Annotated in this window: 15 protein-coding genes; 9 read left to right on the top strand and 6 right to left on the bottom strand. The window is 42.2% G+C overall.

The window, feature by feature from the left end:
• The coding region (locus tag B879_RS15575; protein WP_040400867.1) for a B12-binding domain-containing radical SAM protein at positions 1-1,497 on the bottom strand (1,497 nt) is incomplete at its 3' end.
• Positions 1,498-2,149: 652 nt separating this feature from the next.
• On the bottom strand, positions 2,150-4,690 hold the full coding sequence (locus B879_RS15570) for a M14 family zinc carboxypeptidase (protein ID WP_009186167.1): 2,541 nt from the start codon (positions 4,688-4,690) through the stop codon (positions 2,150-2,152).
• A gap of 124 nt (positions 4,691-4,814) precedes the next feature.
• Between B879_RS15570 and B879_RS15565 the strand changes: the two genes are divergently transcribed.
• Positions 4,815-5,573 (top strand): 3-keto-disaccharide hydrolase, encoded by a 759-nt coding sequence (locus B879_RS15565; RefSeq protein ID WP_009186166.1) that lies wholly within the window; start codon positions 4,815-4,817, stop codon positions 5,571-5,573.
• Between the two features lie 71 nt (positions 5,574-5,644).
• Here the strand turns inward: B879_RS15565 and B879_RS15560 are convergent, their stop codons facing one another.
• Positions 5,645-6,292: an ROK family protein gene (locus B879_RS15560; RefSeq protein ID WP_009186165.1), complete on the bottom strand. Its 648-nt coding sequence runs from the start codon at positions 6,290-6,292 to the stop codon at positions 5,645-5,647.
• A gap of 337 nt (positions 6,293-6,629) precedes the next feature.
• Here B879_RS15560 and B879_RS15555 point away from each other — a divergent pair, with 337 nt between their 5' ends.
• A complete protein-coding gene (locus tag B879_RS15555) occupies positions 6,630-7,154 on the top strand; it encodes a CAP domain-containing protein (RefSeq protein ID WP_009186164.1) in 525 nt (174 codons plus the stop codon).
• A gap of 18 nt (positions 7,155-7,172) precedes the next feature.
• Here the strand turns inward: B879_RS15555 and B879_RS15550 are convergent, their stop codons facing one another.
• Entirely contained in the window at positions 7,173-8,969 is a 1,797-nt protein-coding gene (locus B879_RS15550; RefSeq protein ID WP_009186163.1) for an SLC13 family permease, read from the bottom strand.
• 227 nt (positions 8,970-9,196) lie between these two features.
• Here B879_RS15550 and B879_RS15545 point away from each other — a divergent pair, with 227 nt between their 5' ends.
• The 6 genes from B879_RS15545 to B879_RS15520 all read left to right on the top strand — a co-directional run bounded on the left by B879_RS15545 (position 9,197) and on the right by B879_RS15520 (position 15,818).
• Positions 9,197-10,147, top strand: coding sequence for an RraA family protein (locus tag B879_RS15545; RefSeq protein WP_009186162.1), 951 nt, complete (start codon positions 9,197-9,199; stop codon positions 10,145-10,147).
• A 159-nt stretch (positions 10,148-10,306) separates the two neighbouring features.
• Complete coding sequence (locus tag B879_RS15540) at positions 10,307-11,575, top strand: mandelate racemase/muconate lactonizing enzyme family protein (RefSeq protein WP_009186161.1); 1,269 nt, start codon at positions 10,307-10,309, stop codon at positions 11,573-11,575.
• Positions 11,576-11,657: 82 nt separating this feature from the next.
• Positions 11,658-12,590 (top strand): RraA family protein, encoded by a 933-nt coding sequence (locus B879_RS15535; RefSeq protein ID WP_009186160.1) that lies wholly within the window; start codon positions 11,658-11,660, stop codon positions 12,588-12,590.
• An 80-nt stretch (positions 12,591-12,670) separates the two neighbouring features.
• The gene (locus B879_RS15530) at positions 12,671-14,158 is read left to right on the top strand and encodes a mandelate racemase/muconate lactonizing enzyme family protein (protein WP_009186159.1); all 1,488 of its coding nucleotides are present in this window, start codon (positions 12,671-12,673) and stop codon (positions 14,156-14,158) included.
• 122 nt (positions 14,159-14,280) lie between these two features.
• Positions 14,281-15,357, top strand: a complete 1,077-nt coding sequence (locus B879_RS15525) for a bile acid:sodium symporter family protein (protein ID WP_009186158.1) — start codon at positions 14,281-14,283, stop codon at positions 15,355-15,357.
• Positions 15,358-15,377: 20 nt separating this feature from the next.
• Positions 15,378-15,818 (top strand): nuclear transport factor 2 family protein, encoded by a 441-nt coding sequence (locus B879_RS15520; RefSeq protein ID WP_009186157.1) that lies wholly within the window; start codon positions 15,378-15,380, stop codon positions 15,816-15,818.
• 162 nt (positions 15,819-15,980) lie between these two features.
• Here B879_RS15520 and B879_RS15515 read toward each other — a convergent pair whose 3' ends face one another.
• Positions 15,981-18,911, bottom strand: coding sequence for a M16 family metallopeptidase (locus tag B879_RS15515; RefSeq protein ID WP_009186156.1), 2,931 nt, complete (start codon positions 18,909-18,911; stop codon positions 15,981-15,983).
• Between the two features lie 125 nt (positions 18,912-19,036).
• Positions 19,037-21,475 carry a hypothetical protein gene (locus tag B879_RS15510; protein WP_009186155.1) on the bottom strand — a complete coding sequence of 813 codons (2,439 nt, stop codon included), beginning with the start codon at positions 21,473-21,475 and terminating at the stop codon, positions 19,037-19,039.
• Positions 21,476-22,264: 789 nt separating this feature from the next.
• Here B879_RS15510 and B879_RS15505 point away from each other — a divergent pair.
• Entirely contained in the window at positions 22,265-22,783 is a 519-nt protein-coding gene (locus B879_RS15505; RefSeq protein WP_238542151.1) for a CIA30 family protein, read from the top strand.
• The last annotated feature ends 205 nt before the right edge of the window (positions 22,784-22,988 follow it).

Here is a 22,988-nt window from a genome sequence, read left to right as displayed (position 1 = left end):
GCCATACATCAGATAAGCATGCACCATGATGCCGGAATCTGTGAAATTTCTCGCTACCCTTGCCACCTGTGCCACGGTAACCCCTTTTTGCATCATTTCCAACAGGCGGTCGGATGCAACTTCCAATCCACCGGAAACGGCAATACATCCTGATGCTTTCAACAGGCGGCAGAGGTCATAAGTAAACCTTTCCTCAAAGCGTATATTTGTCCACCAACTGATTTTAAGTTTGCGTCTAAGGATTTCAATGGCCAACTCCCGCATCAGGGCAGGAGGGGCGGCCTCATCCACAAAATGAAAACCCGTTTCTCCCGTCTGCGCAATCAGTTCTTCAATACGGTCACAGATAATGGAGGCACTGACAGGCTCATAGTTTTTGATATAATCCAGCGTGATGTCACAAAAAGTACATTTTTTCCAATAGCAGCCATGGGCCATGGTCAACTTGTTCCATCTCCCATCAGACCAAAGTCGATGCATGGGATTGGCAATCTCTATGACAGAAAGGTATTTTTTTAATGGTAATCCCCTATAATCGGGAGTACCTGTTTTGCTAAATGAAATATCACTTTCTTTGGCTCCATTGATATAACTTACCTGTCCCTGCTGTAATACAAAAGTCCTTTTCAATTTCTCTAATGGCCTATCTCCATCCAAATACTCCAAAAGACAGGTGAGGGGCCTTTCCCCATCATCCAAAGTAATGAAATCCAGGTATTGGAATACCCTGGGATCCTTCAGGGACCTGAGTTCTGTATTGGGATAACCGCCTCCCATGGCCACCTTAATATGCGGGTGATGCTTTTTGATATAATCCCCACATCGGAGTGCCCCGTACAAATTGCCAGGAAAAGGCACAGACATGCAAACCAAATAGGGGTTTGCCTCTTGGATTTCCTTTTCCAGTGCTTCCACCAAATACCGATCTGTGAAAGAAAGTCCTGTTGCCAAAGCTTCATCCAGGAGATCAAAAGAAACAGCTGACCTGCCCAAGCGCTCCGCATAGCGGCTGAAACCAAAATGTGGATCCAAAACCTCCTGAATCAGGTCTCCAATATCTTCCAGGTAAAGGGTTGCCAAATGCCTGGCTTTGTCCTGATTGCCCATGGTACCAAAAGCCCAGTCCAAATCATCCAATTGCTCGAAGCGGGAAGCCTGAGGCAAAAATTCACCATCACAGATATTATAAGCCAAGGTAGGATTTTCAAATTGTAAAAATTGAATCACAGAGGTGATGGTCTCTATATATTCTTCACGCAAATTATATATCCTGCGGCTGTTGGCACTTAAACTTTGTTTATCCCTTTGGCCAACCGCTTCAAAAACCTCCTCTAATCCCTGTTTGGAAAAAATCCTAAGGATAACACTAATGCCTAAATCCGCCTGAAAAGTGTTTTTCCCAAGGGTATTGAGGAAACCTTTGATATAAGCTGTAGCAGGATAGGGCGTGTTGAGCTGGGTAAAAGGAGGGGTAAGGAGCAGAATGGATTTGGCCACCGGATTAACTTTTTTGTCACAAATTTGGTGATTTTTTCTGGAGAAAGTGGGATATGTCAGTAAAAAGCAAAGGATTAATCCAGCTGCCTGTAAAAATAATCTGAGTATCCGTAATCTTACACGTAGTAGAATTAAATTTGGTTTTAAAGCCCCTCGGCAAGCTCGGGGAACGGGATTTAGATTTGGAAAACCTGGGGGTAGGGAAGAAATGCGGCTTTGCCGCATTTCTTCCCTACCCCCCTATTTATTCAAGTCCCGGTGGCCGAGCTTGCCGAAGCCCTCAAATTGATACGTGTAACATTCCGAATAGTCAGAAAAAATATACAGGCAGATCATTGAAACAACATGGGCCAGGATTGACCAAACGGCCATCATGATAAAGAAACAGCCTTTCAGTAGTGCCCCAACCAAAAACAAAGGACCCTAAGCTGGGACAAGACGAACAAAATTCATCGGTTACATCTTCAAATTGAGAAGCATTGATTATGAGATCAAACCATACTTCTTCATCATGACACTTTTTAAAGCAAATATACGCGAAATTAAAGAGTAAGTTATTTTCCTCTCATTCCCAACACCAAATATTCTGATGAAACATGAAAAAAGGCAAAAGAAAATACTTTTGCCTTTTACCTTTTATCTTTTCCCTAAATCACATTTTATCCCCAAAGAAAATAGCATTCAAAAACAGCTTATTGGTTCCAAACCAGGTTCCCCTGAAGTTAGGATTGTCAATAAAATGAATAACCCTTCCCTGACCAACAGGTGATACGAGGACACTGGCACTTTGCTTAACTTTCTCCAGGTTGGCATCAGAAATATAACCACCCAAAAGAGGGTTTTCAGTGTACCGGACCGGCGTTTGGTATTTGTTTTTGGAGGGTTTGAAGAATATGCTGGAATTTCTATAAACCGGAATTTCCTTGCTTCTGTAACCATAGCCCAGTGGATGGGTATTGTCCAAATGGGCAAGATAAATGCTCCCGCCTATGGCTTTGGCTCCTTCATAATCTCTGCGCGAAGCAAAAGGCACAAATGCAGGTTCTGTATCCGGAGAAGTTGTCAAATACTCCTCTTTTACAATTTCCTGTCCTTGAAGCCACTGGCTGGCTGTCCTCAGGGAAATAATCGTCCCGCCACGGCCCAACCAATCTTTCAAATGATTTATTTGACTGCCGTTCAAGGCATTGTAAAAACCAGAAGGAAGAACTAGTGTATTGTAATCGTACAGGTTGACCCGGCTGAAAAGGCTCAGGTCTATTTTGGCAATAGCCATGCCCACTTTGGTATCCAGCAAATGCCAGATTTCTCCGGCCTCATATTGGGAAGTACTCTGACCGACCAACATTAATACCTTTGGCGTCCTTACCGCTGAAATATTGTTACTTCCTAAATCAATGCCCTGAAGACTGAATCCTGTACTGCTGGCATACACATGCTGTCCACTGATAGTGGCAGCATCCTGCAATATTTTCCTAACACTTGATTCATCTTTTTGCTGGAATCCCATGGGGATCATTAAAGTACCTGAGGCAAATTCCCTGGCACCCGCATCGGTAGCAGAAGTAAATGGTAAGGCGGCCACCTCCACATGAATGCCGTTACTTTGAATGTGGTGAAGAAACTTTGGTGCAAAATAATCTGACCAATCTACCAGGTAAGCCACATATTTGCCAGCTTCCGGGAAATGTAGGTTTTGATCAGCCAATGATGTCAGCGCATCGCCTGACTGAAAGGTACTTTGCGCGGCATAAGGCATCCCATAGGCCAAGGCCATGGTCCAGGAAGAAGCATCATAAAATACAGAGTCTGCAAATTCTGTTACTTTTTCAAACATGCTACGGACCATTCTGTATTGAGGCTGTGCCGTTGGAACTACCCAGGATTTACCTTTTTTAAAGCTTTTTCCTTCAGCAGTAAGGTCCCTGTTATTTTCAAAAACCTGAACCTTATGATCCAGCAATAGCTTTAGGAATAGCCTGTTTCTGGATTCATCAAATTCATCACCAAAAACATAGGCTTTGACCCGGTCAGCTCTGGCTTCTGAGATAGCCGTTTCAAAAAACTCCCTGAGGTATCGGTGCATGTATTCCCTTTCCTTTACACCTGCTTCCATGGTGGCAAGGGATATTTCCAGTTGGTTGCGAATGGTAAAGGGAAAAGTAATGTCACCCCGCTGTGAACTCTGCACATGACCTCTGGATGAACCTTGCTCAAATACCAATCCTAAGCCACCCTGAATATCCGGATAGGTGGAGCCATAGCCCGGATAACTGTTGTCAAATACCTCTTTGGTCCAATATAAGCTGCCAATATTGTCCAAGGCCTTGGCAAAGTAAGCAGCAAATTTGCTATTGATGTCCTCATAATTCTTTCTGGGAACCACCGGGTTCTCACTGCCAAAAGGTTTAGTAGGCTCAAAAAAGTAGGTGCTATTGGTACCCATTTCATGGAAATCTCCTACCACATTGGGATACCAGGTATGGTACCAAGAAATTTTTGACTGCAGTTCAACCTGCGCTAAAGGCAGCCAATCCCTGTTCAGGTCAAACCAATAATGGTTTACCCGGCCGGATGGCCAAATTTCATTGTGTTCTCTGTCCAAGGGATCAGCTACTGGAAGAAAACCTTTGTGCATATTGGCCCAATTGGTATGTCTGTCCCTACCATCCGGATTGATGGCAGGATCGATCATAACCACAGCATTTTCCCGGATTTCTTTGGCCAGGTCGGATTGAGAAGCCAACAACCAATAGGCCGTGAGGATAGAAGCTTCTCCACCTGAGGGTTCATTTCCATGCACAGAATAGGCCAGGTTGATGATGGCCGGCATGCTGCTGACATCCGGCAGGGGCTTATTAGGGTTGGCCAACTGCAACTGTTTTTGACGGATATCCTCTAGGTTTTGAATATTTTCACTTTTGCTAATAACCAATACTACGAGTGGTCTCAATTGATTGGTTTGACCAATTACTTGTAATTGAGCCATGTCTGAATGTGCAGCTAAAGCTTCAAAATAAGCTACTAACCTATCATATCGGGTATGCCATTCACCTATTTCATAACCCAAAAAAGCTTCCGGGCTAGGAACTTGATGGTCAAAGTTTTCATTGGGAAAATAATACTCCCTTTGAGCCTGAGTTTGTCCAAATACAAAAAGGGAAATGAACAAAAGCAATATATGATTCTTCATGGATATTAATTTTGTGGAATTTATCATTAAAACCAAGGCCTTGAAAACGAAAATACACTAACGGCTTTTGAATCCTTGGGAATTGAATTAATTTGGTTTGTCAAAATCATTAACCGATAAACCTATGAAGATTACAAAGAGACATTTTTGCTCCGCTTTTCTATTGATGGCGGGACTTCCCTTAATGGCACAACAGGAAGAGTTCAGGTTACCACCACAGGCCACGGAGTTTTGGGAACCAGTGGTACGAAAAGTAACCCCAGGGACAGAAAACAGTCAAGCACCATCAGATGCCATAGTCATTTTTGATGGGTCAAGTTTAAGTAATTTCGTGAGCTCCAGAACAGGCCAAAATCCAGAATGGACGCTAGAAAACGGGGTCATGACAGTTGCTCCTGGTAAAGGAGACATTGAAACCAAAATGGGTTTTGGGGACATGCAGTTGCATATTGAATGGGCCGCACCTACCGTCATCAAAGGTGAGGGGCAGGGCAGAGGCAACTCTGGGATTTTCCTGATGTCACATTATGAGGTACAGGTATTGGATTCCTATGAAAGCCGAACCTATTCCAATGGTCAGGCTGCCAGTATTTACAAACAGCATCCCCCTTTGGTTAATGCCATGCGGGCACCTGGAGAATGGAACACTTACGATATATACTTCACAGCACCCAGGTTCAATGCAGATGGCATGGTTGTTTCTCCAGCGAGAGTAACTGTGGTACACAATGGCGTCTTGGTACAAAATAATGTGGAGATAAAAGGGCCTACAGAATACATAGGCATACCCAATTATAAGGCACATCCCGATGAGCTGCCCATAAAGCTCCAAGACCATGGAGATTTGGTCAGTTTCAGAAATATTTGGGTAAGAAAGCTTTAATGAAGGTTGACTTTGGAAGGTGGAATTTGGAATAAATTCACCTTCCAAGGTCCAATTTTTTTATCTTTTTTTTACTTCCAAAGTCTGAACCCTCCCTCATAGGCCAATTTGTTATTGCCCAAGCGGCAGCCTAGGGGTACATCAGTAATGTATTTAGATTTTCCTCCGCCCAAAACAATATCATCGGGAAGAAATGCAGCCTGAAACCTTTCGACCACTGCATGCACATGTCTTTGCCATTTTTCCTGACCCATAGCTTCTAATCCCCTATATCCCAAATAATCTTCAAAGGTTCCCTTGCGATACGAGAGATGGGCCAGTTCCATGGGAAGTACTTTACCGTCTACAACTATGGCAGAACCCAGACCTGTACCAAAACCTAAAAAAAGCAGCACACCTTTACCTGAATAGGAGCCCAAAGCCTGCATGGCTGCATCATTGATAATCTTTATGGGTTTTCCGAATGCTTGTCCAAAATCAAAATCTTTCCAGCCTTCTCCCAGATTTTTGGGCTCTGTGATGACTTTTTCTTCTTTAATAATTCCGGGAAAACCTATGGAAATGACATCATATTCCCAATCCTTTGTCATCTCTAAAACACCTTCTACCATTTTTCCCGGGGTCATATCCGGGCCTGAAGGAAATTTTCTCCTATCCTCAGGTCCTTCAATTTTGGCTTTGATATTTGTTCCGCCTACGTCTATGGTCAAGATTTTCAAAATGCTGTGAATTTGTTAAGCGCGCAATTTATAAAAAACTTAGATAGGACAGAGGTTAGTTTTTTGTTTTTGAAGTTTATCAATCAATTTTTTTATGAGTTTCTTCAATTTTATATGACTATCAGTTTTGCTATCAACAGGTTTTTTTTCAATTTAAAATACAAAATATTTCAGGCATAAAACGGGCATGAAAAGAATTTAAAATTAAATATAAATATTTTTTAGAATTTTATTTTTTATTTTAGAAACATCACCTATTTTAGCACCTATTAATCACCCAAGCTTTTTTCTTCATTTCAATTAAATCCTGAATATGAAGAATTTATTTTAATCGCCCATGAGAATCACCCAATGTCTCAAAGGACAGGCACTTCGTGGATTATTATTCTTAACAATAACCATGAGTGCCTGCCTTGAACTTCCGGAAAATGAAATTTTACCCGAAATTGAAGTCGGGGAACTGGCACTGTCTTTTAACAAAAATGTGCTGCTTGAGGAAGTCAATACGCTTCGTAAAAATGGATGTGCTTGCGGTGATCAATTTATGCCTGCAGTAAAACCACTGTCTTGGAACAATTTATTGGCCAAAGCGGCCCAAAATCATTCGGAAGACATGTTTCAAAACAACTTTTTTAACCACGTAGGTTCTGATAATTCTACCTTAGACATCAGGGTCAACCAAATGGGTTATCAATGGAGACTTTTGGGAGAAAATATAGCCCGTGGTAATTTTGATGAAAAGGCAGTGGTTAGGGCCTGGAAAGAAAGTCCAGGCCACTGCCAATTGATGATGGATGCTGATTTTTTAGAATTTGGCGTAGGGAGAAAGGAAAATTTATGGACCATGGTTTTGGCCAAATGATTCCTCCAAACCTCTTTTTTAGAAATAAAAGAAATAGAATACCACTACGGTTAAGATGACAAACATGACGGTCATTCCCGATCCTGCCCGAATATAATCCCTATTTTTGTAACCCCCTGCAGAGATCATCAGCGCATTGACCTGATGGGTAGGCAAAAGGAAGGAGTTGGAAACGCTCACTGCAGCCAAAAGTACCAAAGGACGTGGATCCAAGCCGGCGATTTCCGCCATTCCTATGACCAAAGGTGCCAAAACCACCACTGCACCCACATTGGACATAAACAGGGAAAAAACAGTTGCCAGGATGGTAATCGCGGTAAACAACACAATATCAGGCTGCCCTTCAATGGCCTGCATCACATATTCTGCCAAGAAGAAAGCAGCACCGGTTTTCTGCATGGCCGCGCCCAATGGAATCAAACCTGCCAATAAGAAAACCACCTTCCAATCTATGGCATCATACGCCTGTTGTATGCTGATCACCCGGGAAAGGATCATGGCCAAGGCACCGGTCATAAAGGCAAGGGCAATGGGGACACCTAAAAAAGTCAATAGAATAGCAAAAGCAAAACTGGCAATCGCCGGAATGGTCTTGGACTGATTTTTTGGTTCTGTCTCAATAGGGGTGGCCACAATCAGGTCTGACCCTTCTTTCAGTTCACGTATATTGTCCCATAAGCCATAGACCACCAGTGCATCTCCTTGCTTGAATATATGGTCAGAAAAATCCCCTTTGATTTCTTCCCCATTATTAAATAAGATCAGAGGCTCTAATGCAAACCTTCTTCTGAAAGCATAATCCCTTAGGGTCTTACCGATAATTTCTGAGCTGGCAGGAATAATGACTTCTGAAAAGCCTGATTCCTCCGGTTTAGCCAATCTATTAAAAATACTAGGGGCGATTTCCTCGGTCAGTCCAAAAGCAGCAGCCATAGCCTTCGCTTCGGTCTCTTTGCCCAAAACCGCCAAAATCTGACCCGACTGAAAGGCGGTCTCCCTCCAAGGAGCATACACCACATCCTGACCATCTGACAAAGCCACCAAGTTAAGTTGAAAATCTTTCCAAATACCAGCGCTCTCTGTGGTCATCCCGACAAGAGAACTTTTCTCAGGAATACTGAAGTACCAAATGTTTTTGTGCAACCTCAGGGTTTCCATTAATTTTTCCTGGGATGACTTCTTTTTGGCAGCCTGACTATCAGCAGGTAACACCCACCTGCCAAAGATGAAAAAGTACATAATCCCCGCAATTAAAAGCACGGCGCCAATGGGAGTAACTGCAAATAAGCCATAAGGCTCCAATTCAGCATTTTTTAAGAGATCGTTGATCAAAATCAGGTGCCCTGAACCCACCATGGTCAGTGAGCCACCCAAAATGGCCGCAAAACCCAATGGCATGATCAATTGGGAAGCAGGGATTTTGGTCTTTCTGGAGATTTCCAGGGTACCGGGTAAAAACAAGGCTGCAGCTCCGATATTCTGCATAAAGGCAGAAAGTGTACCTACAGAAGTCCCCAAGAACCCAATGATTTTATTTTTATCGTTGCCCACTTTGGTCAGGATGGCTTCGGAAAATTTCTCCATGACACCCGTGGTCGTAATTCCATAACCCAGAATCATTACTGCAATCATAGAAATTACCGCATTACTGGAAAACCCCCTTAACATTTCATCAGGGCTAAGAATACCAGACCAGCCCAAGGCCAACATGGTAATGATGGCCACTACATCAATCCTAAAAATTTCAAATACCATCATGATGATGGTAGCAATGAGAATACCCAGCACAATGATAATCTGAATGTCTAGTTCCATGGAATTAAATTAGATAAATTATGACGAATTTAATGGATAACCCTAATCTTATTTTGTGCCTAAAATCACAGACTGGCTTTTGCACGATCTTCCAATACTTCTCCTTGGCACCTATCAAATGAAAGTTTTGCTTAAAAGCTAAATATAAAATTTTACATGAAAGGTTTGGGAAAACTCGTACCTATCATTAACTTTTTTTCTAATTCTCAAAATAACCTATTTACACTATGGATTCATTGAAGGTTACCATTAAATTCTTTTATTTATTAATTCCCACGCTATTTATCCTTTGTCCAATCAATGCCCAGCAAATTTCCAAAGAGGAAATGCTGTTTCTGACACCCTTATGGGAAGGTGAAAGATATCCAGATGGAAGACCAAAAGTTCCAGATAATATATTGGAAAGAATGAAGGAAGTTACCCATGAAGAAGCTTGGGCTGTTATGAGGAATGAAGGATACAAATATCAATATGCCGACGGGTGGCAAGTCATCAATCCCGATAGTGTTTTGGTAGGTCGTGCAGTGACTGCCACCTTTATGCCCGGAAGACCTGATATACATGATGCCATTGACGAAAGAGGTAAAAAAGAGGGGAAGCGGGGACAGAATACATGGCCGGTAGATATATTGATCAAGGATGATGTCTATGTAGCGGATCAATTTGGAATTCATCTCGATGGCCCGACCATCGGTGACAATGTTGGGAATGCAATATTTGCGAAAACAGGCAAAGGGATTGTTTATGACGGTGCCCTAAGGGATATTGTAGGATTAAAAGAAATCGGTTCATTTACCTCTTTTTTTACAAGCTACCATCCTTCACATCACAACCAACGCGGAAATTTAAATACAATGCTTATCGGCATAAACCGGCCAACACGAATCAGACAGGTTACCGTCATGGCTGGTGATGTGGTACTTGGCCGTGATGGGGGTGTTTCCTTTATTCCGCCACATTTGGCCGAAAAGGTGGTGATCACTTCAGAAATAGTAAGGCTTCGGGATATGTTTGGCCATGAAAGGATAAGAGCAGGAGTCTACACGGCAGGTCAGATTGATACCCGCTGGTCTGATGATATCGAACGGGATTTTTCTCAGTGGTTGAATGACCATATAGACGAACTACCGGTGGCCAAAGAGCAAATTCAGGAAATCCTCAAAAACAGGACATGGTAAGTCGTAAATAGTGCCTGTATAAGAATTTAATCAGCATAATTTATCATTCATTCAATTTAGCTGATTTAAAAATCAGTTTTGGAATACATTCTTTAAAAGTCAGGTAATTGGTACCTATCGGTCTCAATTAAATATCTTAACCTTACCCTGAATAATCATATGAAAAACAGAAGGACATTTCTTAAAAAAAGCTTGGCTGCCGGTCTTACTGGAGGCTTGCTTCTTTCTCAGATGGAATCAAGTTTAGCTGCTGCTGTAGAAAAGCAGAACCCCTTTTCCAATCCATCAGATTTAAAAATAACTGACCTTAAATGCGGTTATGTAAGGGGGGCGCTTTATGTAAAAATATATACCAATCAAGATGTATGGGGCTGCGGTGAAGCTGTGGATGCCATTCATGGAACTTATCATCTCGTAAAGAGGCTGGGAAATCGGATAAAGGGTCAAAGCCCACTTAACCCCAACAGGATTGCAGAAATGCTCAGAAAAGGAGCTTTTTTTGGAGGAGCCCAGTCAGGTGTTTTTGTAGCGGTATTGACCGCAATCGAAACAGCACTTTGGGACATTACGGGTAAGGTTTTTGGAGTCCCTGTGTATCAGCTTCTAGGAGGAAAATTCAGGGATAAAATAAGGGTTTATTGTGATACAGCCCTTTATACCTCTACCAATCCCACCCCAAACGATTATGCCATTGCAGCAAAAGATGCCGTAGCAAGAGGATACAATGCCGTAAAGTTTGATGTGGATGACGGCAGAGATCCCAATAAATATGATTTGTTCAACTGGACCGCAAGCCCTGCCGAAATTGACAGGATGTATGATGCCATCGCCGCAGTAAGAGAGGCAGTAGGTCCTCATATTGACGTCTGTGTGGACATGCATGGAAGATACGACGCTGTCACCGGGATCAAAATGGCCAAAATGTATGAACCATTGAACTTAATGTGGTTGGAAGAACCGATTCCAGCTGACAACCCGGAAGTGTACAAAAGTATTACCTCACAAACCACTACGCCTATTTGTACCGGTGAAAATATCTATCTGGCCTACGGGTTTACGAGATTGCTTTCAGAATCAGCAGTTGATATCATTATGCCAGATATACAAAAATGCGGTGGACTGGGTGAGGCACAGAGAATTGCCAATCTGGCGAATCTATACTATGTACCATTTTCTCCTCATATGGTTGCTTCTTTTCTAGGAGCCATGGCTGCCTGCCATGTATGTGCCTCTGTACCCAATTTCCAGATCATGGAATGGCAGATTTATATGGATACAGATCCAATGTGGAAGGATATCGTCACATACGACGGACCAAGGACAGAAAATAGTTTTATCACCCTTTCAGAAAAACCGGGAATTGGGGTTGAAATTAATGAAGAGGGGATGAAAAAATATGCTGTACCTGATGTACCATTCTTTGAATAATCATTTGAGAAAAGCTCGAAAAATCGAGTATAAAAGGATATGAAGTAAAAAATATATTGTTATCAACCTGAAATATACCATTATGCTAAAGAAAATTTCTGCACTTGCTTTCGCGATTGCTATCTCTGCCCAGCTCCTGATTGCTCAGCAAATCTCTCCGACAATAGATCAGGTCAAAATGTTGACTTCCCAATGGGAAGGTGAAAGGTTTGCCGATGGAAGGCCTAAAGTTCCTGCCGCTTTGTTAAAAAGGCTGGAAAACGTCTCTATGGAAGAGGCTTGGGGCTTTTTAAGAAATAAAGGGTATCATAACCAATTTGAAAATGATTGGATCATCATCAATGATGATAAAGTCATGACAGGAAGAGCCCTGACTGCCCAGTACATGCCCTTGCGTCCTGACATGAATGAACTGGTACGGGAAATCGGAAAAAATGAAGGAAGGGTACAGGCCGGCGGTACCAATTCATGGCCTATTGATGTACTTCAGGAAGGGGATATTTATGTAGCGGACAGTTATGCTAAGATCGTTGATGGCACCCTTATAGGCGATAATTTGGGTAATGCTATTTATGCTAAATCCAAAAGGGGAGTGGTATTCTATGGATCCGTAAGGGATATGGCAGGACTATCTGAAATAGATGGTTTCAATGGATGGATTAAAGGGCATGACCCATCTTATATCCAACAAATGATGCTAACGACCATCAACTATCCCATCCGGATAGGAAGGGCGACTGTGATGCCAGGAGATGCTGTCTTGGCCAATAAATATGGGGTGATTTTTATCCCCTCATTTCTTTTGGCAGATCTGGTAATTAATGCAGAATTTATCATGCTAAGGGATGAATTTGGTATCCAAAGACTGCGGGAAGGCAAGTATACCGCTGGAGAAATTGATAGCAGATGGTCAGAATCCATTGTTAAGGATTTTCTGGACTGGGTAAATAAAAAGCAGGACCTGCCAATGTCCAGAGAAGAATTGGATAATTTCCTGAAAGATAGGAATTGGTAAAAGGTCAATTGGCAAAACTGACCCAGCAAAAAAATAGAATATGAATTGAATAAATCCCAAAAACCTAACCCTATTCAACCATGAAATCATACATCAAGCAAATCATTGAAGACAATAAAAAAAGAGAGCAACAATACGCTTTAGAAAGGAAAGCTGAAATCGACAATCCCAAAACCTTGGACAATAGAAGAGACTTTTTGAAGAAAACCGCTTTGGGGGGTATTTCCCTTTCCGCTTTGATGGGACTTTCTCTGAGTGATACTTTAGCAGAGACCACTTCCAATATCAACCGATACTCGAATCCAACTGATCTGAAAATTACCGATATGCGCTATTGTGTCACATCTGTACTAGGAAGGACAGCGATCATCAGAATCGATACCAATCAGGGGGTTTATGGGCTGGGAGAAGTCAGAGACGGAGCAGACCCCCGGTATGCACTCATGCTAAAAAGTAGAATTTTGGGAGAAAATCCCTGCAATGTAGAACGGGTATTTAAGATCATCAAACAGTTTGGTGGCCCTGCAAGGCAAGCAGGTGGGGTCTGTGCCGTAGAAATGGCCCTCTGGGATCTATGCGGAAAAGCATACAATGTCCCAGCTTGGCAATTGCTTGGCGGTAGGTATAGAGACAAAGTTAGGCTATATGCAGACACTCCTGAAGGAACCAGCAGACAACAACAGCAGGAGCGGATCAAATTCAGAACCGAAACCCAAGGCTACACTTGGCTAAAAATGGATGTCTCTATTCGGGACATTATGGATACCCCTGGATGTATTGTAAATCCAGAAATACTGAAAGCCAATCCCAACGCTTATCATAGAGGGGACTACATGGCCTATTCCAATACCAAGCATCCTTTCACAGGTATTCAGATTACTGAAAAAGGACTGGAGTTATTGGCTGAGAAAGTAGAAGACATCAGGAATATGGTGGGTTGGGAAATTCCGATCTCTACTGACCATTATGGACATATTGACCTGAATAACTGTATCCGCTTGGGAAGGGCTCTGGAGAAATACAGATTGGCCTGGTTGGAAGATATGGTTCCATGGCAATACTGGCAACAGCATAAAACCATTACTGAGGCATTGGAAACCCCAACCACAACAGGGGAAGATATTTACCTCTTAGAAAATTTTAAAGCACTTATTGACAACCATGCTGTGGATATTGTCCATCCTGACTTGGCCAGTTCTGGTGGGCTTTTGGAAACTAAGAGAATAGGGGACTATGCAGAGGAAAATGGCATAGCCATGGCCATGCATCAGGCAGGAACACCTGTTTCTTTTATGGCCAACGTGCATTGTGCAGCTGCTACACAAAACTTCCTTTCATTGGAACACCATTCTGTGGATTTACCTTGGTGGGAAGATTTGGTAAAATTAACCTGGGACGGAAAAATGATAGAAAAAGGCTATGCCAATGTGCCTTTGACAGCACCAGGTCTGGGAATAGAACTGAACGATGAAGTGGTGAAACAACACTTGAACCCTTCAGATACCAGCTATTTTGAACCAACACCTGAATGGGATGAAAAACGTTCTTGGGACCGTACCTGGAGCTAATTCATTTTCCTCTGGACAGGTTTGTCTTGTCCAGAGGTATTCCCCCTTTCTAAACTTCAATATTTTCCTACTTTAAATATCCAGAAAAGAATCCCTTTATTCCCATGTCCTCAAATAATTCAATGAAGAAAAAACTATATTTTTATTCCTTAATCCTCAGTCTCATTTTTTTGATTTCGGGATCAGTAGTCTGGATTTGGAAAGACCTGTATACCTCAGGCCCTCTCTGGATTTTATTTCTCGTTTTTTTGGCCATTGGTGTACGTGCCAATGAGAGTTTTCGTGGTTACACCTATACCATTTCCATCTTTGCTGCAGTCACCGCCGCCATGTTTTACCCGGCCAATTTTGTCGAAATAGGAGATTACCAATTAAGCAGCCTGATCGTGCCCTTGTTACAGCTCATCATGTTTGGTATGGGTACCTCGATGAGCATATCGGATTTTAAAGGAGTGGTGCAAATGCCCAAAGGCGTATTGATCGGTGTGCTCTGTCAATTTTCCATTATGCCCTTGATCGGTTACACGCTGGCAAAAATGAGTGGCTTTCCACCGGAAATCGCTGCCGGCATGATCCTGATAGGATCATCCCCAAGTGGAATGGCTTCCAATGTCATGAGTTACCTGGCCAAAGCCAATCTGGCACTTTCCATCACCATTACCGCAATTACCACGATGTTGGCTCCTTTCATTACACCTGCTTTGATGGGTTTTTTGGCAGGGGAGTTTGTAGAGGTAAATGTTTGGAAAATGATGCTGGATATCATCAAAATTGTCATCATCCCTATAGGTGCAGGTTTATTGTTCAATAAGTTTTTCAGCGGCAAAGCCAAATGGTTGGATGATGCCATGCCATTGGTTTCCATGCTTGGAATAGCCTTTATCATCGTCATTATCACAGCAGCCGGTAGGGACAGCTTATTGGATATTGGTTTGCTGTTGATCTTCTTTGTTACCCTGCACAACCTCTTTGGTTATGCATTGGGATATTGGGCCGCTAGGTTATTTAGCATGCCTGAAAGCGATTGCAGGACCATAGCGCTGGAAGTAGGGATGCAAAATGCAGGTCTTGCCTCAGGAATTGCCAAGGAAATGGCGAGAATCGCCACCGTGGGATTGGCACCGGCAGTATTTGGACCTTTGATGAATATCACTGGATCAGTTTTGGCTTCTTATTGGCATAGAAAACCTGTCAAATAAACCCTAAATCCTATAAAACCATGAAAACCTACACTTTCATCTTTGTTTTATTGATTTCACTTTTTGCCTGTAAGGCCATAGAGCGTGAGACAAATCAGTTAGAATCAGTAGAAAAAACGGTTGAGGAACTCTTTGGGGCTATGATGGAAGCAGATGAAGGCTCCTTGACCCTATTGCTCTCAGAGGATTTGAGCTATGGCCATTCATCCGGTGTCATTCAAAGTAAAAATGAATTTATAGATGAAATCCTTTCAGGTAAACCCATCAAACTAACCAATATCCGTGTAGAAAATCAGACTATAGACATCTCCGACAATGTGGCCATCGTTAGACATACCTTTTTATCAGATGGGATTAATGCTGAAGGGGAAACTGTTCCTATTCGCATTGGTAATTGTCTGGTCTGGAAAAAAGAAAATGACATGTGGAAATTATTGGTCAGGCAGGCTTTTAGATTGTAAAACCCCAAGGGAATAAATCTAATCGAAACCTTATAGGATGTTTTTTAAACTCTTATTTTAAAAAAACGATAATTTATTTTAGATATCAGAGAACATGAAAATTGGAAAAGCTGAAGGAAGTCATGCTAAGCCATGCTTCCTTCAGCACCCTTTCAAAATATACTAAAACCCAAAAATCTCTTTGATGGTCAGTTCCTTTACATCGCCAACCTTTTTCAGATCTTCCCAGTTGAGTTTCTCCTTGGACCCAACCATTCGGATATTCCAGGATTTATCTTTCATTTTGTCAGCATGAAACTTCTTGATATCCTGTAGCAATACCCCATCAATGTTTTCGTAAATATCACTTCTGATATCATGATTCAATCCTCTTTTCAATGCAGATTGATAATTGAAAAGAATGGCTGTTTTGGTAATCCTTTCGGAAGCGATTCCGGTTTTAATGGCCCCTTTGGATATGTTCCAACTCTGTTCTGACTCCTTAAAGTTATTGATCAGGTCAAACATGGCATCAAAGGCAATGGCCATTTTGTCCGCTTGGGTCCCCACATAAAATCCGGCCTTATAAGGATCTTCTTTCTTGGCTGGCGTGGAAAAGAACCCATAGGTGGAGTAAGCCAATCCTCTTGCTTCCCTGATTTCCTGAAACACGACAGAAGACATATTGCCACCATAGTATTCATTAAAAGCCCTTACAATGGTTGCTTCAGCCGGGTCATAGTTTTCCTCATCCCAACGCTGCAGTGAGATCTCCACCTGTGCCATGTCATAATCCACAAAATAGACTTGATTCTTATCGGCTTTCAGGCGTTCAAATTCCCGCTTAGGAGGGTAATCTTTGAGCTCAGCAACCAATGGATGGCTTTGCTTGAGTTCGGCCTCTAAGTCATCCTTATCGGTAACCCCATAATAATAAACCTTGTGTTTGTAGCCAAATAAGGATCGGATCAAATCAGTGAGTTCTTCCGCCTTCAACTGCCTCAATTCCTCATTGCTCAGGACAGTATTGTAAGGATTCTCCGCTCCGTAATCCACATAATTGTTCAGGGCTGAAAAGAAGATTTCATCCTTATTAATGGTTTTGTCATTACGCTCCTTGATTTTGGCTTCCACCATCTTTGCTAAGGCCTCCTGATTGGGTTTGGCATTTCTGATCAGGTCCTGAATGATAGTCATTGCCTCCTGCCTGTTTTCTTCCAAACCTGAGAACCATACATAAACCAAGTCATCTCCGGTAGAAATATTGAAGTTGATGGCTAAGTTGTACAGTTCCTTGTTTATTTGCTCATTGCTTTTGCTTTCGCTACCAATCAGTCTGAGGTATTCTACTGCCAATGGCAATTTAGGTATATGCCTGTTCCCCATGTCAAATACAAAATACATGTTAAAGAGATTATTCAAGGTATTCGGAACCACCCAAAGGGGGACATCTTGATGTACTGAACCAAATTTGATGTCTTCCTCAAAATTCAAAAATACAGGCTGTAGGGGCTCCGAAGGATTGGAAGTGATTTCTTTAAAATAGGCGGACTGATCATCTCTATTGATGGTAATGGCAGTGATTTCAGGCTTCTCTATTTTCACGGCCAAGGAGTCTTTACCTGTGAGTTTGAAAACCGTCACATGGTTGTCCCCAAACCAACGGTTTGAAAAGTCGACAATATCCGCTTTGGTAATGTTACTCATTTCATCCAATTCGGACAGATAAGATTCCCAGGATTTTTGGGTGGTAAACAACTCATTAAAAATAAGCGCCATTCCAATGGGACTTTCCTGCCTTCTCAATCGCTGTACCTTGAAATTGTTAATGGTACCTTCAATGAGGTCCTCATCAAAATCCCCTGATTTTAACAAGTCAATCTGCTCCAACATCAGTGACCTTACTTCTTTCAAATCCTGTCCTTCTAATGGCCTGCCTGAAAAAAACATCAAGCCGTAATCTGTCAGCAGGTAATCATAGGCATCCGCTTCCAGTACTTTTTGGGCCTTGACAAGATTTTGATCCATCAATCCGCTCCTTCCATTGGATAGGATATAACTGACAAGTTCCGCTTTTAAGGCATCCCCATCTTTGGTTGCAGGCATCCTGAAACCAACCGCTACATTTTCCTCATCCGGGGTAGTGATAAAATATTCTTCAGGGCGGTCAATGGGATCTTCCCGCTCAAAAGCAAAAGCAGGAACTTCTCCAGGCTCCCAACTTCCAAAATACTTGTCTACCAACCTTATGCTTTCTTCAAAATCCAGGTCACCTGCCAAAATGACCACCATGTTGTTGGGTACATAATATTGCTTATAAAACCTGGAAATCGCAGGCAATGATGGGTTCTTCAAATGCTCGGCAGATCCCAAGGTGGTTTGGGTCCCATAAGGGTGCTTTTTGAACAACCCTGCAAACATTTGATCAAAGATCCTGAAATTCCCCATATCCTGGTACATGTTGTATTCTTCATACACCGTTTCCAATTCCGTATGAAAGAGCCTGAAAATGGGATAGGAAAACCGCTCCTTTTGCACGGCCAATAACTTTTCCAGGTTGTTGGCCGGAATAAACTCCATATAGGAGGTATTTTCAAAAGAAGTAAAGGCATTGGTAAAGTCTGAACCAAGGAATGACATGATTTTATCATACTCATTGGCGATGGCCAATTGGGAGGCCAGAGTAGAAACCGAATCAATTCTTTTATAGATGGCTTTTCTTTCCTGTTCTACCGAGGTTTGGTTATATTCCTCATAAAGCCCTTCGATCTGTTTCAGGTAAACCTTTTCCTTCTCAAAATCCAGGGTACCGATGTTCTGGGTGCCTTTAAAAAGCAAGTGCTCCAGGTAATGCGCCAGTCCCGTATGGGTAGCCGGATCATTTTTGCTTCCAGCCCTGGTGGTAAACAAACTGAAGATTTTGGGTTCTGTGCGGTTTTCATGTAGAATAACCTGTAATCCATTGGGCAAGGTATAAAACCGGGTATTGGTGGGGTCGCCTTTTACTATGGAATAGGAGTAAGGACCATCCAGAAGCTGAACGGTTTCATAGGAAGACTGTGCCCAAACCGTACCTGCAGTCAGGACAAATAAAATCAACAAGAGTTTTTTCATAGACCTAAAGATTAAAATATTAGGTAATTTAGTGAAATTTCAGGTGTAAATGCAAAAAAACTTGTTTTAATTTAAATAATTAGTTGTTTTAAGTGGTGGTTAGGTAAAGAAAATTAAGGCTACATTTAATTTGCAATGTTGATCCTTTCAGCTTTGTCCAAAATCCTGAGTTCCACTTTGACCTTAGCGAGCTCTTCAGGATCATGAAAAGTACAGTCAATATTGAGTTGCTGACTGCCTGACTTTAGAGTCAAAAGGGCAGGATCAATGGGTATCTGTGCCTTTTGCCTGAGGTTTTGATCCAGCACTTGAGCGGTGGTCCCACCGGAATAGCGGATAGACTCCCCCTTATTGAGCCTAAGGGGAAATTGCAGGCTAAACCTGTTGTTCAATTCCAACTCAATGGCTGAAATCCCAGATGCCTCTACCGTGATGATAAAGTGTAGCAGTGCATCTTCCACCGAATTTTCAAATGTAAAGGAGGTATAGAGCGGTTCACCCGGCTGTAGCACTTTGGCCTGATGCTCAAACCTTTTGACATGTACTTGATGCAAATTCCATTGGTCTTTTCCTGTTTCTATCAGTTGAAATTCATTGTTGATATCCTTCATTTTCTCTTTTTGACCCTCAGTCAAAATACCTGACATCCTTACTTTTTCCCAATCTGCAATGCTTTGGAAAATGGTCTCCAATTGCCCATTGCTTTGCAATGCTTCATCCCGGACCACAAAGGCATAGCCGGCATCAAATGCTGCCGAACGTGCCAACATCCATTCAATATCTTCTATTGGGGTATTGTTGCGCATGCTGAACCAGCCCAACATGCCCGGCATCATGTTCCTTTGGAAATAGGCCTGGTTTTTCAACCTGTACTCCGTCTGACTCTCCCGGAATCCTGCATACCAGGGTTCGCCCCAATTCATTCTGGAATAAATATGCCAGAAATAATGCGTGGTCCTGCTGGCATCGGTGATCAGGTGCGAGCGGATATCCTCATTCAGGTGCTTCCACCAGGTAGTGGTAAATAGGATTTCACCATAATTCCCCATTCCTGTAGAGCGGTTTCCTTCCAGTCCATCAAAGGAAATCTGCCTCAAGCCAGCATAATTGTACAAATCAGCCAATGTCTGGGCAATCTCTATGGACATTTCAGTGTTGGAAAGGAAAACTTTGTAGGCATGGTCGGCCAGTTTGCTTACCTGAGTACCCACAGTATGGCTTGACCTTTGGGTGTCCCAAGCACCCCTTTCACAATCCAGAAGTTTCCAAGGTGCTTCTGAAGAAACCGAACCATAGCGGATCAATTCAGAACCGATCATAACTGTCTTGAGGCTATTGTTCTTAAACTGATCAAAAAATTCAGGTGTGGAAATGGGAATTTCTTTCTGCTCACCATCGATGGCATCTTCCAAAAACCCATAACCCACTATCCCCAACCTGGGATCCGGCACTGGAGTTACATAGGGATCATTGGTAGTGATGAAGTTGGAAAGGGTATGCACACCCACATGGATACCTGCTTGGGCTGCTTTTTCCACACAGGCCTTCAAGCCATCCCAACCATTTGGAAAGTCGCTTGCCTTCAATTCAAAATGTCCCCAATTTTTAAAGGGGTCTGAATGGTACAAGTATTTGAGACCTGCTTTCAGCGTGTAAGCAATGGCCTGATCGATATTGGCTTCAGTAAAATCATAAATCAGGTAAGCTGAAGCAGCCTCCTTAGACAGCTTTGCCCAAAGCCCGTTCAATTGAGGATGGGGCAAGCCTTCTTCCACTTCAATTTTCCCAATATGTTCCAAGGCTTCTTCCACTGCCGAACCGAAAATGGCGATTTTAGAGCCAATGATGCCTCCATCTTCAAAAATTGGAGAAATAAAATAATCATGGTTCAGATTGGAGACCGTTCTTTCCTTCAGCCTGTTGCGGGTATAGGCCTGTAAGGTACTGCCAAAATCCTCCGGCTTGGCCGCTTCAACCCGGTAAAGGGTTTCCCTTTTATTTTCCTCACTCAGATCAGAATAGTCCTCCTGCTCAAAAATATCAAATTGAGGGGTGGTATCATTGTTCAGCCAGGGAAATCCGCCCAGGGTTTTAGGGTTGAGGGCCTGAATGCCGATAGCAAATTCCTCCCCACGGACCACGCCCACCGTCTCTCCAATGATTTTATTGATGATGGTTGGAATTGGTCCCCAAGCAATGAGTTCAATTTCCTCAAATCCTTTGGCTGCTGTAATCTCAAAAGTCAGGTGCGAGGCTTTTTCTTCATATTGTAGGGTCAATTCGATATTCTTTGGAAAACCCAATACCAATTGCCCACCCTCAAGCTTGGCCGCAAGCGGCAATAAATAGTCACCTCCGGATTTCACCTGAAGCAAGGGGGAGGGAGCAGCTTTGTAAAGGTAATTCTTTTGAGATTTTTTATCCATCAAGCTGATGATGTTGCCCTTTTGATCCAATGAAAATGTCAATTGATCCGTTTGCAGTTCAAGCATAGCCTTTTCCTTCACGCAGGAGGTAAAGATGAGCAGGAGTATAAGTAAGGAAAAAGACAATCTCTGTATCATAGGACTCGGGATTAGTATGTTATATATATCAGGCTACTTTTTTTTTAAAGCATTTTTTATCAAATTCAAGTAGATGACTCAATAGTATAATCTACTTTAATTTTACTTATGAAATGATAGGGCTTATCGGTGAATTAACAAAATCCCGTTTGGCAAAAGGTTAAAATACAGCAAGCAATAGCAAAATTTGGGGGGTTACTTACGACAGAATACTGAACTTGTCACGCTGAGATTTTAAAATTTGGCATTTACAGAAAGGAAATGACATCACTTGATCCGTCATCCTTACCCCAATGGTTTGGGAGAAGGGTCTCCTAATGCAAAAGAGATCCTTCTCCGAATTGGGAAAGTTACCACAAAACAACTTATCCCATTTATCGGAGATAGTTTGGCGATGCCAAGTCTTTTTTTAAATCAGGCAGTTGACTCTTAGAAAACTATATGTAGTATGTTTGCTGTTAAAAAATAAATCTGCCACATAGCAACATAGAAAACATAGCAGGGCAGTAGCAAACCTTTATTTTTAAAATCAGGCGGTTGATACAGGGGAAGCTATGTGTGCTATCTTCTCCTATGTGGTTAAAAAAGATCTGCCACAAATATCCCTTTGTGGTAGAGAGGGATGAGGCTTCAATAACTGTTATTTCTTTTTTTGAACATTTTACTAAATGTTGAATTCTCAGAATGACGGTTACTGCTCTCTGTCATTGGCCCCACAAACAAATACCCTGGAAATTTGCTTTTCTATTCATGAAGATTATGTTATTTCTCATACTGATCCTATTTCCTATGAATACATTCATGAATCCGGCCCCATTGGTATTTGATTTTGGTCCTGAAAAAGATTTTGGCAGGTGGAGCATCATCAATGACGGAGTGATGGGCGGCCTTTCCCAATCTCAGGAGAGAATGGATGGAGATGCGGTATTGTTTAGTGGTACGGTCTCCTTGAAAAACAATGGAGGATTTGTATCCCTGCGCAGTGCCATGGGCAATTATGACCTGTCGGGATATACCCATTGTGAGATCCGGTTCAAATCGGATACTGACAGGAAGTTTGAATTACTGATCGAAAAGGAAACACGCTTTAATTTACCCAAATTCCGTGCAAAGTTTGGAGGGAAAACCCAAAATTGGGAAACCTTGATCATTCCGTTGGAAGACCTGGAAATAAGCAGGATGGGTAATATCCTACAACAGGGTATTGACCCTCAGGCCTTAAAAGAAATTCAAAGAATCGGGATCATTTTGGCAGACAAGCAGGAGGGAAGCTTTCAGTTATGGATTGATTATTTGAAGTTTTATTGAGGGGAATTTTCCTATCTCAAGGGACACAAAGCAATCCCAAGGTAAAGCATTCATAACTTTAGCAAATTGGAGGGAAGAAAAGACCTTACCTTGTCACCTCGACGAAGGAGAGGTCTTATCCTATTTATAGTCTTAGATATCCTTATGCTATAAATATATGACCCTTAAAGGGTCAATAGGATTCGAATTCATTTATCAATAATTT

It is taken from the genome of Cecembia lonarensis LW9, from assembly GCF_000298295.1.
GTDB lineage: Bacteria > Bacteroidota > Bacteroidia > Cytophagales > Cyclobacteriaceae > Cecembia > Cecembia lonarensis.
This window is presented reverse-complemented; position numbering and strand designations above follow the sequence as displayed.